The sequence below is a fragment of the Streptomyces sp. NPDC060184 genome, from assembly GCF_042728795.1.
Lineage (GTDB): Bacteria > Actinomycetota > Actinomycetes > Streptomycetales > Streptomycetaceae > Streptomyces.
This window is the reverse complement of sequence record NZ_JBHWYX010000001.1, coordinates 83,259-99,719: the sequence shown is the minus strand read 5'-3', so window position 1 is coordinate 99,719 and position 16,461 is coordinate 83,259. Positions and strand designations below refer to the sequence as shown.

Annotated in this window: 9 protein-coding genes; 6 read left to right on the top strand and 3 right to left on the bottom strand. The window is 72.4% G+C overall.

Going from position 1 to position 16,461, the window contains the following annotated elements; genetic code table 11:
- Positions 1-10: 10 nt before the first annotated feature.
- On the bottom strand, positions 11-796 hold the full coding sequence (locus ACFWEE_RS00395) for a VOC family protein (protein WP_386885079.1): 786 nt from the start codon (positions 794-796) through the stop codon (positions 11-13).
- A gap of 331 nt (positions 797-1,127) precedes the next feature.
- Between ACFWEE_RS00395 and ACFWEE_RS00390 the strand changes: the two genes are divergently transcribed.
- Positions 1,128-1,574 (top strand): hypothetical protein, encoded by a 447-nt coding sequence (locus ACFWEE_RS00390; RefSeq protein ID WP_386885077.1) that lies wholly within the window; start codon positions 1,128-1,130, stop codon positions 1,572-1,574.
- 81 nt (positions 1,575-1,655) lie between these two features.
- Positions 1,656-3,185, top strand: a complete 1,530-nt coding sequence (locus ACFWEE_RS00385; protein WP_386885076.1) for an alpha/beta fold hydrolase — start codon at positions 1,656-1,658, stop codon at positions 3,183-3,185.
- Between the two features lie 44 nt (positions 3,186-3,229).
- On the opposite strand, the gene ACFWEE_RS00380 is transcribed toward ACFWEE_RS00385, so the two are convergent.
- A complete protein-coding gene (locus ACFWEE_RS00380; RefSeq protein WP_386885075.1) occupies positions 3,230-3,757 on the bottom strand; it encodes a peptidylprolyl isomerase in 528 nt (175 codons plus the stop codon).
- 218 nt (positions 3,758-3,975) lie between these two features.
- Between ACFWEE_RS00380 and ACFWEE_RS00375 the strand changes: the two genes are divergently transcribed.
- Entirely contained in the window at positions 3,976-5,445 is a 1,470-nt protein-coding gene (locus tag ACFWEE_RS00375; RefSeq protein WP_386885073.1) for a glycoside hydrolase family 76 protein, read from the top strand.
- 173 nt (positions 5,446-5,618) lie between these two features.
- Positions 5,619-6,080, top strand: a complete 462-nt coding sequence (locus ACFWEE_RS00370; protein WP_386885071.1) for a redoxin domain-containing protein — start codon at positions 5,619-5,621, stop codon at positions 6,078-6,080.
- Positions 6,081-6,147: 67 nt separating this feature from the next.
- On the opposite strand, the gene ACFWEE_RS00365 is transcribed toward ACFWEE_RS00370, so the two are convergent.
- Complete coding sequence (locus ACFWEE_RS00365) at positions 6,148-6,936, bottom strand: hypothetical protein (RefSeq protein ID WP_386885069.1); 789 nt, start codon at positions 6,934-6,936, stop codon at positions 6,148-6,150.
- A 371-nt stretch (positions 6,937-7,307) separates the two neighbouring features.
- Between ACFWEE_RS00365 and ACFWEE_RS00360 the strand changes: the two genes are divergently transcribed.
- Both ACFWEE_RS00360 and ACFWEE_RS00355 read left to right on the top strand, forming a co-directional pair.
- On the top strand, positions 7,308-14,219 hold the full coding sequence (locus ACFWEE_RS00360; RefSeq protein WP_386885068.1) for a glycoside hydrolase domain-containing protein: 6,912 nt from the start codon (positions 7,308-7,310) through the stop codon (positions 14,217-14,219).
- Between the two features lie 331 nt (positions 14,220-14,550).
- A complete protein-coding gene (locus ACFWEE_RS00355; protein WP_386885066.1) occupies positions 14,551-16,281 on the top strand; it encodes a ricin-type beta-trefoil lectin domain protein in 1,731 nt (576 codons plus the stop codon).
- The last annotated feature ends 180 nt before the right edge of the window (positions 16,282-16,461 follow it).

The following is a 16,461-nucleotide window of genomic DNA, read 5'->3' as shown; positions in this document are numbered from 1 at the left end:
CTCGGGTCCGCTACATCCGGGGGTCGGGCCTGAGCAGCGCGAACACGGCGCCGAAGGGGTCCGCGAGCCAGGCCATCCGGCCGACGTCGGACATGTCGGCGGCCGGCATCAGCACGGTCCCGCCGTGCGACCGGGTCGCCTCGACGGTGGCGTCGACGTCCAGCACGTGGAAGTAGGGCACCCAGCGGGACTGCTCGCCGCCGCTGCTGTCGTCCGCCGGAGCGGCCCCGCCGAAGGTGGCGTCCTGGAGGTCGCCGTCCTCGGTGCTCAGCACCCGGTACGTCATCCCGGGCACCGGCATGTCCTGGGTGCGCCAGCCGAACAGGCCCTGGTAGAAGGCGATGTCGGCGACCGGGTCGGGCACGTGCAGCTCCACCCAGATCAGGCTGTTCGGGGCGGAGGCGATCTCCAGCCCGGCCGTCCTGCCGGGCTGCCAGAGCGCGAAGTCGGCGCCCTGCGCGTCGGTGACCTGGGCCAGTGTCCCCTCGCCCATGACGTCCATGGGCTCCGTCCGGACGCTCCCGCCGCCGTCCCGGACCGCCTGCACGGTGGCCCCGATGTCGTCGGTCCTGAAGTGGACCGTCCAGGCGGAGGTGGCCCCCTCCTCGGTGAGTGGGCCGAGGGCCGCGGCGGTCTTCCCGTCGGTCCGGAAGAACCCGTACCCGCCGGTCTTGGGCCCGGCGGAGACGAACTCCCAGCCGAAGACGGCCTGGTAGAAGGCGGCGGCGGCCCGGGTGTCGGGGCTGCCGAGGTCGAGCCAGTTGGGCGATCCGGTACGGAAGTCGGTGCCGAGCATGGAGTCCTCCTGGGGGGTGCGACGGGGCGGGGTCCAGTGGTGCGGTGCCGGGCGGGAAGGTGCCGGCCGGGACGGGGCGGGTGGAGGCCACGATGCCGATCCGGCCCGCCGCCACCCGTGTCCGGCGCCGGGAGCCCGTCGGTTTCACCCGGACGCCGGTACGGCGGAACCCGCGGGGTTTCTTCGGACGTCTCCCCGGCGTCACCCGGGCCGTGGACAATCGCGGCCATGGTGACGACGGGGGAAACGTCCGCACGTCCGAGGCGCCCGGCGGCCCCGGCGGCTTCTCTCCCTGCTGGCCGGGCTCGCGCTCAGCGCCCTGGTCGGCGGTGTGCTGACCGCCTTGGCCGTCGGCGTGACGCTGAAGGACGGGGCGCTGTTCGGCGGCGGTCTCGGCGGTCTCGGCGGTCTCGGCGGTCTCGGCGGGCTGGTGGCGGCGGTGCTGCTGGTGGCGGTGCCCGCGCGCGTGCGGCGGCGGGGCGTCCCGGCGACCCGGGTCGCGCTCGCCCGGATCGAGCACCGGCGGGTCACGGCCGGGGAGTTCGCCGACGTGCCGGTGCGGTTCGACCTCACGGTGGCGCCCGACGACGCCCCCGCGTACCGGGTGCACGTCGAGGAGCGGGTCGACCTCGTCGACCTGGCGCGGTACCCCGAGGGCCGGATCGTCGTGGTGACGTACGTCGAGACGCGGTCCTGGGGGGGAGCTGGACCGGCCGTACGGGGGATGTCCGGCCACGGTCGGGTGATTCCCGACGCGTACGGGAACTCAGTGGCGTGACAAGGGAGTTGAGCGAGTACGGGGGCGCGTTCCGCGCGTGCGTGTCCCGGTCCGTGCGGTAGGAGGAGGCGGAGGCGGCCGATGACGGCTTTCCTGTTGGTGCCCGGCACGTTCACCGGGGGCTGGATCTGGGACCGGGTGGCGCAGGCGTTGGGCGAGGCGGGTGACACGGCGGTCCCGGTCACCCTCACCGGGCTGGGCCAGGGGGCGGAGCCGGAAGGGCCCGGGGCCGGACTCACCACCCACGTCGAGGACGTGGTGCGGATCGTCGACGCGGTGCCCGCCGAGGAGACCGAGGTGGTCCTCGTCGGCCACGACTACGGCATCCTGCCCGTCCTCGGCGCGGCGGCCCTGCGCCCGGAGCGGGTCACCCGGATCGTCAACGTGGACGCCGGGCTGCCCCAGGACGGTGATCCCGCACTCGTCATCGAACTGGACCCCGCCGTGCGCGAGCGGGCGATCGCGGCGGTGACGGCCCCGCCCGAGGGGACGGGTTCCGGTCTGGTCGCCCCGCCCACCGCCGAGGAGTGGCGGGCGCGGGCGGGCGCGGCCGACCTGTCCGACGAGGCGGTGGAGCTGCTGGCGCGGCGGGCGGTCGCGCACCCGGCGGCCACGCTCGTGCAGCCGTTGCCCCCGACCGGGGCCGCCGCCGCCATCCCGTACGCGGGCCTCCTCAGCAAGGCGAACGGCTCGACCATCGAACTGGTCGAATCCCTGGTCGGGATGGGGGAGCCGCGCGTCCAGGCGCTCACCCGGCCCGGTGTCACCCTCTTCGAACTCCCCACCGGTCACTGGCCGATGCTCTCCGCCCCCGTCGAACTCGCGGACGTGCTGCGGCGCGCGGTGGCCGGCGAGGGGCACCGCGTGGAGGCTCCGGCGGCCGGTCCGCCCGCGCACTTGGGGCCGTTCCTGCTGGATGTACCCGAACGCGAGCGGGAGCGGCACGGCCGCGTCGACCTCTACCTCCCCGACGCCGAGGGCCCCCGCCCCGCGATCGTGTTCGTCCACGGCGGCCCGATCGCGGCCGACGCCCGGCCCACGCCCCGCGACTGGCCCGCGTACGTCGGATACGGCAGGTACGCCGCCGACTTGGGCGTGGTCGGTGCGGTGCTGGACCACCGGATGTACGGACTCGGCGCCCTCGCCACCGCCGCCGGTGACCTCGCCGAGGTGGTCGAGCAGGTCCGCGCCGATCCACGCGTCGACGCGGACCGGGTCGCCCTCTGGGTCTTCTCCGGCGGCGCGCTGCTCTCCGCCGAGTGGCTGGTCGCGCCCCCGGTCTGGCTGCGCTGCATCGCGGCGACGTACCCGGTCCTCGCCCCGCTGGCGAGCTGGCCCCGGACGGCGGGGCGGTTCAACCCCGTGGAGGCGGTTCGCGCCGCCGGGCCGCTGCCCTTCGTGCTGAGCCGGGTGGAGAAGGAGGGGCCGGAGATCGACGCCACGGTCGAGGACTTCCTTCTCGCCGCCAAGGGGACGGAGCTTCGGCTGGAGGTCATCCCCGTCCCCGGTGCGCGCCACGGTTTCGAGGCGGTCGACCACACCGGCCCGGCCCGCCGCGCGGTCGAGCGGGCCGCGCGCACGGTCCTGGGGCACCTGGGGGTCGCACCGTAGGACGCCAGGACGCCAGGACGCCAGGACGCCAGGAGGTCAGGAGGTCAGCGGGTCTCGACGACGACCCGCTCGACGACCACGTCCTGCACCGGGCGGTCGTCGCGCGGGTTGGTCGCCGTGGTGCCGATGGCGTCCACGACCTTCTTGCTCGCGTCTCCGACGACCTCGCCGAAGATGGTGTGCTTGCCGGTGAGCCAGGTGGTCGGGGCGAGGGTGATGAAGAACTGCGATCCGTTGGTGCCCGGACCGGCGTTCGCCATGGCCAGCAGGTAGGGCTTGGTGAACGCCAGGTCCGGGTGGAACTCGTCGGCGAACTTGTAGCCGGGGCCGCCCGAGCCGTTGCCCAGCGGGTCGCCGCCCTGGATCATGAAGCCCTCGATGACCCGGTGGAACACCGTCCCGTCGTACAGCGGGGCGTTGCTCGGCTGCCCGGTGTTCGGGTCGATCCACTGGCGTTCGCCCGTCGCGAGGTCCACGAAGTTGCGCACCGTCTTGGGCGCGTGGTTCGGCAGCAGCCGGATCTCGATGTCACCCTGGTCGGTCTTCAACGTCGCGTACAGCTCTTCGGCCATGACGATCCTTCGGTGTGCGTTTACGGGCCCGGCCAGTCTCGCGGCCCGGCGGGCGGGGCCGGGGCGGGGACGCGGCATGTCACCCGCACGAGTGGTCGGCGCACACCGGTCCCCGGGGCGTCCGTGCAGATGTATTGACATGAACCTGGTAATCCGGTCGGCTGATCGGACCGGCCGACCGCCGGCGCGTCCCCCCGCCACCCGCAAGGAGTTGCCGCATGCCTTACCCCCGCAGAGGCCGGCGCCCGGCCGTCCTCGCCCTCTTCGCGAGCCTGCTGCTCACCGCCCTCCCGGCGGCGACCGCGCGGGCCGCCGAATCCGTGGCCACCACGGCCGAGGCGGCCATCTGCAACAAGCAGTGCGACGCCCGCGACCCCGCCACCGCGACCTCGGACCGGACGCCGGTCAGCAGCGTGCTGTACGGGCGCAGCGTCCGGCTGCACCTCTCGGACAACGATGTCATGGGCTGGGCCTCGATCGAGGGCGGTTCGCCCGGGGACGAGGTCTGGATCGACCGCTCCTTCGACGGCGGCCGGAGCTGGGCCACCGGGAGCAAGCTGGGCGACACGACCGTCCCCGCGGGTTCGACCGGCTGGCGCACCCAGATGTACAACGTCGACGACTGGAACACCGCCGGTGTCGGCGCCCTGCGCGCCTGCGGCAAGGCCGGAGACCGCCCCGAGATCACCTGCACCGGCTGGGCGCGGGTGAACTGGAACGCCTGGAGCCGCTCCACCGCCGCCGCGACCGCGCTGATGATGTCGTACGACCGGGGCACCGGCCTCTTCGGCGGCAACGGCTGGTGGACCGCCGCCAACGCGCTCACCGCCGTGCTCGACAACGCGCGCCTCAGCGGCATGCCGAGCTACCAGTACGCCATCGCCTCCACCTACGACAAGAACATCAACGCCCAGGGCGGCAGCTTCCGCAACGACTACCTGGACGACACCGGCTGGTGGGGCCTGGCCTGGGTCGCCGCCTACGACGCGACGGGCGACAGCCGGTACCTCAACACCGCGCGCACCGACGCCGATCACATGCAGGCCTACTGGAACGGGACCTGCGGCGGCGGGGTGTTGTGGAACCGGACGATGACGTACAAGAACGCCATCACCAACGAGCTCTTCCTCCAGCTCAACGCGGCGCTGCACAACCGCCTTCCGGGCGACACGGTCTACCTCGGCCGGGCGAAGGCCGAGTGGGCGTGGTTCCAGGGAAGCGGGATGATCAACGGCGACCACATGATCAACGACGGGCTCACCGACGCCTGCGCCAACAACGGCCAGCCCACCTGGACGTACAACCAGGGCGTGGTGCTCGGCGGTCTGACCGAGCTGTACCGGGCCACCGGTGACTCCGCGCTGCTGACCACCGCACGCACCCTCGCGGACGCGTCCACCGTCCGGCTCCAGACCGACGGGGTGCTGCGGGAGCCCGGCGAGGGCGACGAGTGCTCCGGCGACGGCCCGTCCTTCAAGGGCGCGTACGCGCGCGGCCTCGGCAGGCTCGACGCCCAGCTGGGCGACCACCCGTACGCGGCGGCCCTCGACCGCTGGGCCGACGCGGCCTACACCAAGGACCGCAACGCGCTCGACCAGTACGGCCCGCACTGGAACGGGGGCTCGGGCACCAGCGACTACGGCTGCCAGCAGAGCGTCCTCGACCTGCTCAACGCGGCCGGGCAGTAGAAGGGTCCACGCGCCGGCGCGCGGGTGCGGTACGGGGACTCGCTCCGTACCGCACCCCTCCAGCATGCGCGCGACCGGCCGCGTCCGTCGAGCGGAGCTTTCGCGGGGGCCCGGGCGAGGCGGTGCGATGATCGGACTCCGCCGGTACGCCAACTCCCGAAGCGAGGGATCCCATGCAGGGCACCGTCGAGACCACCGAGGGCCCGGTCGCCGTTCCGTCCGGGGAGCACCGCTGGACCGCTCTGTTCTTCATCACCGAGCCCGGTATCGGCGAGGTGCTGCCCGAGCTGGCCGGCTGCACCACCGGCCTCTGCTCGGTACGCGACCAGGCCGCCCGGTTCGCCCGCGCCGACGTCCGGGTCCTCGGCGTCAGCGCCCACGCCCCGGGCCACCTGGCCGAGTTCGCGGCCCGGCGCGAGCTGGGATACCCGCTCGTCGGCGACCCCGGGCTGACGCTCGGCCGCTCCCTGGGCGTGCCCGAGGTGCGGGTGGGGGAGCGCACACTGTTCGCACGGGCCGGGGTCGTCCTCGACCGGACCGGCCGGGTGCGCGCGCTGCTGCACCCGGTGGCGGACCCGGCGAGCCACGCGGACCTGGTGCTGGCGGCGGTGGAGGAGCTGGCCGCGGGCGCGTGACGGGACGTCGGGGGCGTGCGGGCCCGCGCTCGCCGTCCGGCCGGCGGTCGTCGTGCTGCTCGTCGTGCTACTCGTCGTCGGAGGGCGCGGGGGTGTCCCAGACGATGTAGTGGAACCGCATCCCGTCGTGCCCCCGGCCCAGCCACGCGACGGCCGCCAGGTGGTTCGCGCTGGTCGGCATGCAGTACCAGGTCCCCTCCAGGCCGTAGTTCATTTCCGCCGTGACGTGCGGGAAGGTGAGGAGCATGTCGGCGCACACCCTCGGAGTGGCGCCCTGGGAGGGTTCGGCCACGCGGCCGTTCAGGACCGAGAACGAGCCGCCGCCGCTCCACGCCATGTCGGGGCTCTCCACCGACGCCCCGACCGTGCCGTGTTCGAGGTCGGCGCTGTTCCCTTCGGCGAGCGTGAAGTCCCCGGTCCTGAGGATCTTCGTCGACGGCTCCGAGGGCGACGGCTCCGAGGGGGACGCTTCCGAGGGCGACGGCGAAGGGGACGTCAGGGTGTCGTCGTCGGCGGGCGTCCCGTCCGGGTCGGTGGTCTCCGACGTCCCGGATCCGGCCGGGGTCGCCGACTCCGCCGAGTCCCGGGACGCCGCCGACGGCGGCGCGAGCGGGTCGCGGGACGTGCTGTTCCCCGTCTGGACGATCAGCGTGACGATCAGGCCGAGGACGGGCACCAGAATGCCGACGACCCACCAGGACCACTTCGGCGGGGCGTGATCGGGCCGGGGCGGCTCCGGCGGTGCGGCCCGGGGAGGCTCCTGCGGTGCGGGCCCCGGCGACTCCTGCGGTGCCGGCCGCGGCGGCTGTGCGGGCATCGGCGGGTGCGGGCTCGACCCGCCCGTCTCGTGCGTCATGACGCCAAGTCCCCCGTATCCACTTCCACTTCCGCGTCCGCGTCCGAAGAGGCTCACCGTACACAGCTGATCGCGTGCATGCCACGCATTCCCTCCCGGGCGCGGGACCGGCCGGGCCCCGCGACCGGTGCGCGCGCCGGGCCAGGCCACCTGCCGGGCGGGAATTGTTTGCCCCTCGTACGTTTTCTCCGTGTCTGATGGTGGACGGTCGTGAACGCGGCAGGGATGATCGCGGTGTTCACTTCCGTCCTGCTGTTTCTGGGTTGCACGCCCGGTGTCGTGGGCTGACAACGTTGTCTTCTGGTGAGGCCGAACCGTGCGACGCAGTGCGACGCCTGAGAGGTCCCGTGTCCATCAGATCCCATCCCCCCTTGCCTCCCGCGATACGCGCGGGAGCGGCCCCCGCCGGTCGCCGGCCCCTGCGCGCGGCCGTCGCCGTCCTGCTCACCGGGGCGCTCGGCGCCGCCGCGCTGGCGGGCGGCGGCCTGGCCGTCGCCGCGCCCGGTGCGAGCGCGTCCGGCACCGCCGGAACGGATTACACCGCGCTCGTCGACCCGTTCGTGTCGACCGCGGGTGACGACGGCAACGACCTGCCGGGCGCGCAGGCGCCGCACGGCCTGGCCAAGGTCAACCCGCTGACCACGCCGAACCGGAACCACCCCGGGTACGACTACGACGAGGACCACATCGCCGGGTTCACCGCGACCAACCTCGACGGGGTCGGCGGCTCGGGCGGCGGGGGAGACCTGCTCGTCGTGCCGACCTCGGTGCGGTACGACAGCCGCCCCGCGACGAGCACGTACGCCCACGCGTACAGCCACGACGACGAGTCCGCGAGCCCCGGCTCGTACGAGGTGGGGCTCGGCGCGCTCTCCGGCACTGCCTCCTCCGTGCAGCAGGGGCCGGGCACCATCAAGGCCGAGATGGCCGCGACCACGCGCACGGCGCTGGAGCGGTACAGCTTCCCGGCCGGTGCGCAGCCCGAGCTCGTGCTCGACCTGGCGAACAACTTCACCAGCCGCACCCGTTCGACCCTGAAGGCGACGACCCTCCCGGACGGGACCACGTCGATCACCGGGCTCGTCGCGGGGTCGTTCAACGGCGCCTCGTACCAGATGTACTACGCCGCCACCACGAACGTCCCCGTCACCTCGCTGAAGAGCTGGGGCGGCGACGGCAAGCTGAGCGACGCGACCGAGCGGGACGGCACCGACACGGGCGCCGTGCTCGGGTTCGACGCGGCGCACGGCGACGACATCGAGCTGCGCGTCACGCTCTCGCCGATCAGCGCCGGACAGGCCGCGACCGACCAGGCGGCCGAGGTCGGCGGCCTCACCTTCGACCAGGCGCGCGAGCGGACGAAGGCGGCCTGGAACAGCGCCCTGGGCGCGGTCGCCGTGAAGGCCTCGGAGAAGTCCGACCCGGGCTCCACGCTGACCAAGGAGTTCTACACCCACCTGTACCGCATGTACGCGCTGCCCGTGAACGCCACCAGCACCAGCGGTACGTACCGCGGCGCCGACGGCGCGGTGCACAAGGCCAACGGCTTCACGTACTACGACGGTTGGTCCACCTGGGACGACTTCCGCAAGTACTCCGTCGAGGCGTACATCGACCCGGCCACCTACCGGGACATGGTGCAGTCGCTGATCGAGCTCTTCGCCGACACCCGCGCCACCGGCAAGAGCCTCGGCAGCCTCACCCACTCGGTGCCGACCGTGCGCTGGGAGCGCTCGGCGGTGCTGGTCGCCGACGCGCTGTCGAAGGGGTTCAAGAACTTCGACCGGCTCGACGAGGCGTACCCGGCGCTCATGGCGTACGCCGGGTACTACACGGGCGCGCAGCTGCGACAGGGGTATGTCACCGGGGACCCCGGCACGACCGTGCAACGCGGCTACGACCAGTGGGCGCTCTCCGTCATCGCCGGTGCGCTCGGCCGGACGGACGACGCGGTGAAGCTGCGCGAGCAGTCGACCATGGCGATCGACAACCTGGTGAAGTCCGGTGCCTGGAAGGCCCCCGACGGCACCGAGGTCGGTCTGCTCACCCCGCGCGCCGCGAACGGCGACTGGCAGGCCGCCGACTACGAGAAGTTCGAGGAGGCCGGTCTCTACCAGGGCACGCTCTGGCAGTACCACTGGTACGACGCGTACGACATGGGCGGCCTCATCGAGGCCATGGGCGGCGACAAGGCGGGCAGGGCCGCCGTGGAGCACATGTTCGGCGAGGACTCCTCCGCCGACGACGGGTCGACCATGCTGCACTCCAACGCCAACGAGATCGATCTCCAGGCCCCGTACCTCTTCAACTACGTCGGCGAGCCGAGCCTGACGCAGAAGTGGGTGCGCTCCATCTACACCGGCACCACCTGGAACCGGTACATCGCGACCGGCTCCACCAACGAAGCGCCCAGCGGCGGCGGCCAGTTCACCCCGCCGGTGAAGACCCAGGTCTACAAGCTGTCGCCGCACGGCTTCCTGCCGACCATGGACAACGACGCGGGCACCATGTCGACCATGTTCGTCGGCGCCGCCCTGGGACTGTTCCCGGTGACGGCGGGCTCCAGCCAGTTCCAGATCGGCAGCCCATTCTTCGACTCCACGACGATCACCTACGCCAACGGCGCCACGTTCACCGTGAAGGCGAACGGCGTCTCGCCGAGCAGCTACTACGTGCAGAGCGCCAAGTTCAACGGCAAGAAGTTCGACAACACCTGGCTGGACTACGCGCAGATCATCGCGGGCGGCACCCTCGACTTCACCATGGGCGCCAAGCCCTCGAAGTGGGGCACCGCCACCGAGCCCGCGTACTCGCTGGACACCGACGCCGGTGACACCGGTTCCGGTACGGCCCCGGGCAAGGGCGACACCGTCGTGTCCGCCGCCCCGGCCACCCTCGCGACCAAGGCGGACGGCACCGTCGACGGCAGCGTGCGGCTCACCCTCACCGGACCCGCCGCGTTCACCGACCGCAAGGGCACCAGCCTGACCAGGAGCGGGGCGGCGACCGTCACCGGCCTGCCGGGCGGCGTCACCGCCGACCTCAAGGTCACCGACCCGCACACCGCGACGCTCTCCCTCAAGGGCACCACCGAGGTCGACGCGCGGCTCGGCATCACCTTCCAGGACGCGGCCTTCGCCCACGGCGTGAAGGCGTCCACCGTGCGCGGCACCGGGATCTCCCCGACCGACCCGCTCACCGTCTCCGCCGCCGCGGTGCACCGTACGACCCTGGGCGCACTGGCCGACCAGGCGTCCCCGGTGCGCGCGGGCAACTACTCCGACGGCTCCTGGAACCTCTTCCGTTCGGCGCTGGAGCGCGCCAGGACCGTCCTCGCGGACCCCGCCTCCACGACCGGCACGCTCATGGCCGCCGAGGACGCGCTGCGCTCCGCCGTCACCACCCTCACCATCGACGAGGGCGGCTACGCGGTCCTCCAGGCCGAGTCCCCCGACGAGAAGGAGGGCGCGAGCCTCGTCAGCGAGCGCAACAACTCCGACGGCAACCTCGGCGGCGTGTCCGAGGGCTCGTGGGAGCGCTACGCCGAGCTGGACTTCGGCGGTGTCGCCCCGCGCAGCCTCTCGGTCCGCTACGCCAACTCCCAGGCCACCACGGCCAAGCCGAGCAGCGTCGACGTCCACGCGGGCGGAGCCGACGGCCCCGTCGTCGCCACCGCCCAGCTCCCCGGAACCGGCGGCTGGCAGTACTGGTCCACGGTCCGGGCGACCGTCACCGACCCGGACGCCCTGCTGACCGCCAAGAGCGCGACCTTCGTGTTCCACGCCCCGGCCGGACAGCAGTGGGTGTCGAACTTCGACTGGTACCAGTTCTCGCCGTACCCGGTCACCGCGTCCTCCTCGACCACGCTCGCCGCGCTCACCGCCGTCAACGCCACGTCCACCGGCGGAGGTTCGCTCCCGCTCAAGACCTCGTCCGGCATCTTCGAGAACGTGACGAACGGCGCCTGGGCGGCGTGGAAGGGCACCGGCCTCGACACCGGCGCGGACACCGTCGCCGTCAGCTACGACAAGCCGCAGACGCGCTCCGCGTCCGACTCGCACATCGAGCTGCGCCTCGGCGCGGCGGACGGCCCGAAGGCCGCCGACATCCCGCTCGACTACACCGGTTCGGGCTGGGGCACCCTCGCCACCACCACCGTCCGCCTCGACCCGGCCGTCTTCAAGGGCGTCCAGGACGTGTACGCGGTCTTCGCCTCCACCACTCAGACGTCCGCCCAGCCCTACGTGGCCAACGTCTACTCGCTGACCCTGGCGCAGGACGCCGCCGCCCCCGTGGCGGTCGACGCCACCGCCTTCCGCTCCCACAGCGGCGGCGGCCTCAAGAGCGAAGCCGTCGGCTGGAGCGGCGCCGGGTCCACCACGGACCTCGGCGGCACCTACGACGGCGCCTGGCTCGACTACGGGGACATCGCCTTCGGCTCCTCGGCGAAGAACACCGTCACCATCACCTACGCCAACAACTCCGCCCGGTGCGGCACCGGTTCGGCCGTCCAGATCTACCTGGACGCCTTCGACCCCGCCGCCCCCGGCACCCCGTACGCCACCGTCCCGCTGCCCGTCACCGGGAGCGCCTGGTCGTCGGGGGGCACGACGAGCCTCACACTGCCCGAGGGCATCACCGGCACCCACGGCCTCCACCTGCGCCTGGTGACCACCGCGGATTCCGCGCACCCGTACGTGGCGAACCTGGGCCGGATCACCTTCGACCACGTCGACACCCCCGTCGCGACGGACCCGTCCGCGCTGCGCACGGCGATCGAGCGGTACGAGGGACTCGCCGGTCAGGCGGACCGGTACGACACGATCGACTTCGGCGTGTACCGGCGTGAACTCGACGCGGCCCGCGCCTTGGTGGACGCCGACGACGCGACCCAGCTGGAGGTCGACACCCGTACCCGCAGCCTCACCCTCGCCGCGAACCAGCTGATCCCGCTCGCGAGGCTCACCCTGGAGGACCTGGTCGCGACCGCCTCGGCCCTGGAGAACACGCGCTACACCGACGCCTCCTGGACGGCGTTCACGCGCGCGCTCGCCGCGGCGAAGACGGCCGTGGCCGACACCACCGCCACGGACGCGACGCTCACCGCACGGTACGGCGCGCTCCGCGACGCCGTCTCGGGACTCCGCGCGAAGCCCACGTCGGCGCCGGCCGCGCCCGACGCGGTCTCGGCGAGCTCTTCCGGCAGCAGCGTCACCGTCGCCTGGTCCGCCCCCGCGGACGACGGCGGCTCGCCCGTCACCGGCTGGACCGTCACCCTCGACGACGGCCACCGGGCCGACATCGCCGACCCGGACAGCCGGAGCACCGTCTTCACCGGGCTGCCGTCCGGCCGGTCGTACACCGCGCGGGTCCGCGCGGTGAACGCGTACGGCACCTCGCGCCCCAGCGACGCCACCGCCCCGGTGGTGACCGCGGGCGGCAAGCCGCAGAAGCCCGCCGTCACCGGCGTGGTCACCCACGGCAAGCACACCCGGGTGACCTGGCATCCCGCCGCCGACGGTGGATTCCCCATCGTCGGCTACACCGTCCGCCTCGGCGACGGCACCACCGCGCAGCTCCCCGCCACGGCGGACACCGCGCTGCTCACCACGGACGGCACGGCGAAGGCGCAGACCGCCACGGTGACCGCCGTGACCCTGGCCGGCACCTCCGCCGACCCGGCCGCTACCCCCACCGCTCCGGCGACCGCCCCCTACGAGCCGTCCGCCTTCCCGGCGGCCACGCTCGACGCGAGCTACCCGTCGGACGAGTGGCCGACGACCGGCGACGGAAGCGATTACTTCCGCGATCTGCTCGACGGCTTCGCCGGCCTCCCCACCGGCATCCGCGGCGCCAACGCCAAGGTGCCCGCCGGTGCCCCGCTCACCGCCGAGAACGACCGGATCGCCGTCGCCATCAACAACGCGGCGACCCAGAAGGAGGTGGACCGCGCCGAGGTCGACGCGACGCACAGCGCCACCGCCACGATGGCCGACGGCCTCGGCTCCCGGCTCGGCACGCTCTACGCCGACGCCCTGAACGACGGCCGACTGCCCAAGACCAGCGCCCTGTTCTCCCGTGTCTCCTCGCAACTCGACGAGGTGGACCCGACGAAGAACTTCTACGCCTACCAACGCCCTTACGTGCGACTCGGGTTCGTCGGTGACGGCGGCGAGATCTACGAGTCGCAGGACGGTTCGTACGGCGGCCTGGCCACCAGCGGCTCCTACCCCAGCGGCCACACCTACGGCGGCTACGAGGCCGGGACCGTCCTCGCCACCCTCCTGCCGGAGCTGGCGCCGTCGATCCTCGCCCGCACCTCGGAGTACGGCAACAACCGCGTCATCCTCGGGTTCCACTACCCGCTGGACGTCATGGGCGGCCGGATGAGCGCCCAGGCCACCGTCGCCCACCGCTGGGCGGACCCCGCCTTCGCGGAACTGCTCGCCCAGGCCCACACCGAGATCGAGAACGTGCTGCTCGCCGCCTGCGAGAAGGAGGGATACGGCACCACCCTCACGGCCTGCGAGGGTGACGCGTACGCCGGTCTGAGCACCGCGCAGCAGGTCGACGTGTACACGCGCCGCCTGAGCTACGGCTTCTCCCAGGTGGGGAAGCCCGGCCAGGCGCTCCAGGCGCCCGCCGACGCGGCGGCCCTGCTGATCACCGCCTTCCCGGAGCTCACCACCGAACAGCGCACCCAGATCATCGAGCAGACCGCCACCGACTCCGGCTACCCGCTCGACCTCACCGGTGACGGCGGGGAGAGCTGGGAGCGGATCAACCTGGCCGCCGCCATGGCCGCGCAGGTGGTCGTCAACGCGGACGGTTCGGTCACCGTGACCAACTTCGCCGACGCCACCAGTGCGGCGATCGCCGACGCGAGCGCGATCACGGTCGGCGGCGTGGCCATCGACGGGTTCGACCCGAAGGTCTCCACGTACGTGGTGGACGTGGCGAAGGGCTCGAAGACCCCCGCCGTCACCGCCGTCCCGGGCCAGCCCGGCGCGAAGGTGAAGGTCACCGAGGGCAGCAGGATCCTCTCGTCCTCCGGCTCGAAGTTCACCACCCGCACGATCAAGGTGACGTCGGCCGACGGCGCGGTCACCCGGACCTACACGGTCGGGATCCGGTCCACCGACCGCGACCCGGGCCACTCCGGGTCCTCCGGCGGCTGGGGCCCCTCAGGCCCCTTCGGCTCCGGCTCCTCCGGCTCGCACGGTGGCGCTTGGTCGCCCTCCACGGACTGGTCGGAGCCGCTGCGCCTGCCCGGTCTGCGGTAGCGGCGGAACGCCCCCGCTGAACCGGTGGCGGGGGTGCGCCGCCCTCTGGGTGGCACCCCCTGTTACGGCCCTTGCGGGGGAACCCACGTGGTTCCCCCGCAAGGGCCGTCCGCGTTCCGGGAGAGTCGTCGTGCCCGGGGCGGTGGTCGTGGTGGAGAGCTTCAACCTTTGAACGGAAAAGCGCTCGAAGGAGATCGCGCCGGTGTCTTGTCGAACGCAGGGACCATCGACAAGCTGTGTGCATGACATCTCAGGTCTATACCTGACGATGCCCCGTCGGAGTTGCCCGAGCAGCCATGCGGAGGCACGCCCTTCCCCGGAGGTCGAACATATGCGCTTGAACTGGGCAAGACCCCAGCGCGGCGGGTGGTCGAAAGTACTCAGGCTGCTCCCCGTCGTCGCGGTCACGGCGGCGTTCACCGTCGGCGGGACGGCGACCGCGGAGGCGTCCGTACCGGCGCCGCCGTCGGGCTTCACCCTCACCTGGAGCGACGACTTCAACGGCGCGTCCGGCACCGGCATCGACCAGAGCCTGTGGAAGTACGACACCGGGCCGGGCAGCAACTTCGGCACCGGTGAGATCGAGACCATGACCAGCAGCACGTCGAACGTCTACTACGACGGCCAGAGCCACCTGGTGCTCCAGGCGCTGCACTCCGGCTCCGACCCGAGGGCCGGCTGGACCTCCGGCCGGGTGGAGACCCAGGCCGCCACCTTCGGCGCCCCGGCAGGCGGAGTCGTACGCATGGAGTCCGTCCTCCAGCAGCCCAACGTCACCACCGCCAACGGAGCCGGCTACTGGCCCGCGTTCTGGATGCTCGGCGCCCCGCTGCGCTCCGGTGTGACCTGGCCGAAGTCCGGCGAGATCGACATCATGGAGGACATCAACGGCCGCAGCTCCGTCTTCGGCGCCGTCCACTGCGGGGTCAGCCCGGGCGGGCCGTGCAACGAGGGGACCGGCATCACCTCCGGCGAACGCGCCTGTTCGGGCTGCCAGACCGGATTCCACAACTACGCGGTGGAAATAGACCGTTCGGTGTCCCCGGAGCAGGTCCGTTTCTACCTCGACGGCAACAACTACTACACGATCTACGCGAACCAGGTGGACGCGACGACCTGGGCCGACGCGATCGACCACCCCTTCTACATCATCTACGACCTGGCGATCGGCGGCGGCTTCCCCGACGCCTTCGGAGGCGGCCCGAACGCGGCCACGGTCTCCGGCGGCAAGCTGGTCATCGACTCGGTGGCCGTGTACAACAAGGCCCCCGGCTCGGGTGGCGGCAACACCGGCGGTTCGGTGACCGGCCAGACGATCGTCGGCCCCGGCGGCAAGTGCGTGGACGTCGCGGGTGACGACAACGGTGGCGACGGCACCGCCGTCCAGCTCTGGGACTGCCAGGCGTCGGCCAAGGACCAGCACTGGACCTGGAGCGGCCAGACCCTCCAGACCCTCGGCAAGTGCCTCGACATCGCGGGCGGCAACAGCGCGGCCGGCACCCAGCTCCAGCTCGCCACCTGCAACACCGGCGGCTACCAGTCCTGGGTGAAGCAGTCCGACGGCACCCTGAAGAACCCGACCAGCGGCCGGTGCATCGACTCCCCGAACGGCGCCACCGCCAACGGCACGCGCCTCCAGATCTGGGACTGCAACACCTCCGCCGCCCAGAAGTTCTCCATCGGCAGCTCCATCAAGGGCCCGGGCGGCAAGTGCGTGGACGTGGCCGGCGACGACACCGGCGGCGACGGCACCGCGGTCCAGCTGTGGGACTGCCAGTCCACCGCCAAGGACCAGCAGTGGACCTGGAGCGGCCAGACCCTCCAGACCCTCGGCAAGTGCCTCGACATCGCGGGCGGCAACAGCGCGGCCGGCACCCAGCTCCAGCTCGCCACCTGCAACGGCGGCGGCTACCAGAACTGGGTCGCCAACAGCAACGGCACGATGTCCAACCCGACCAGCGGCCGGTGCATCGACTCCCCGAACGGCGCCACCGCCAACGGCACCCGGCTCCAGATCTGGGACTGCAACACCTCCGCGGCGCAGAAGTTCGCGCTGGGGTAGAGGTTGGTTCGGTTCCGGTAGTGACTACGTGCATCGGCCCCGCATGGCATTGCGGGGCCGATGCACGCTTCAACGATGTACCTGCTGTCTGGCGGCCTTCATTGGGCCGAGGCTGAGCGTGTGCCGGGCGCGGTTATCCGGCGATCAATTCCGTAACGCTTCGGTGTACGGAGCTGCATC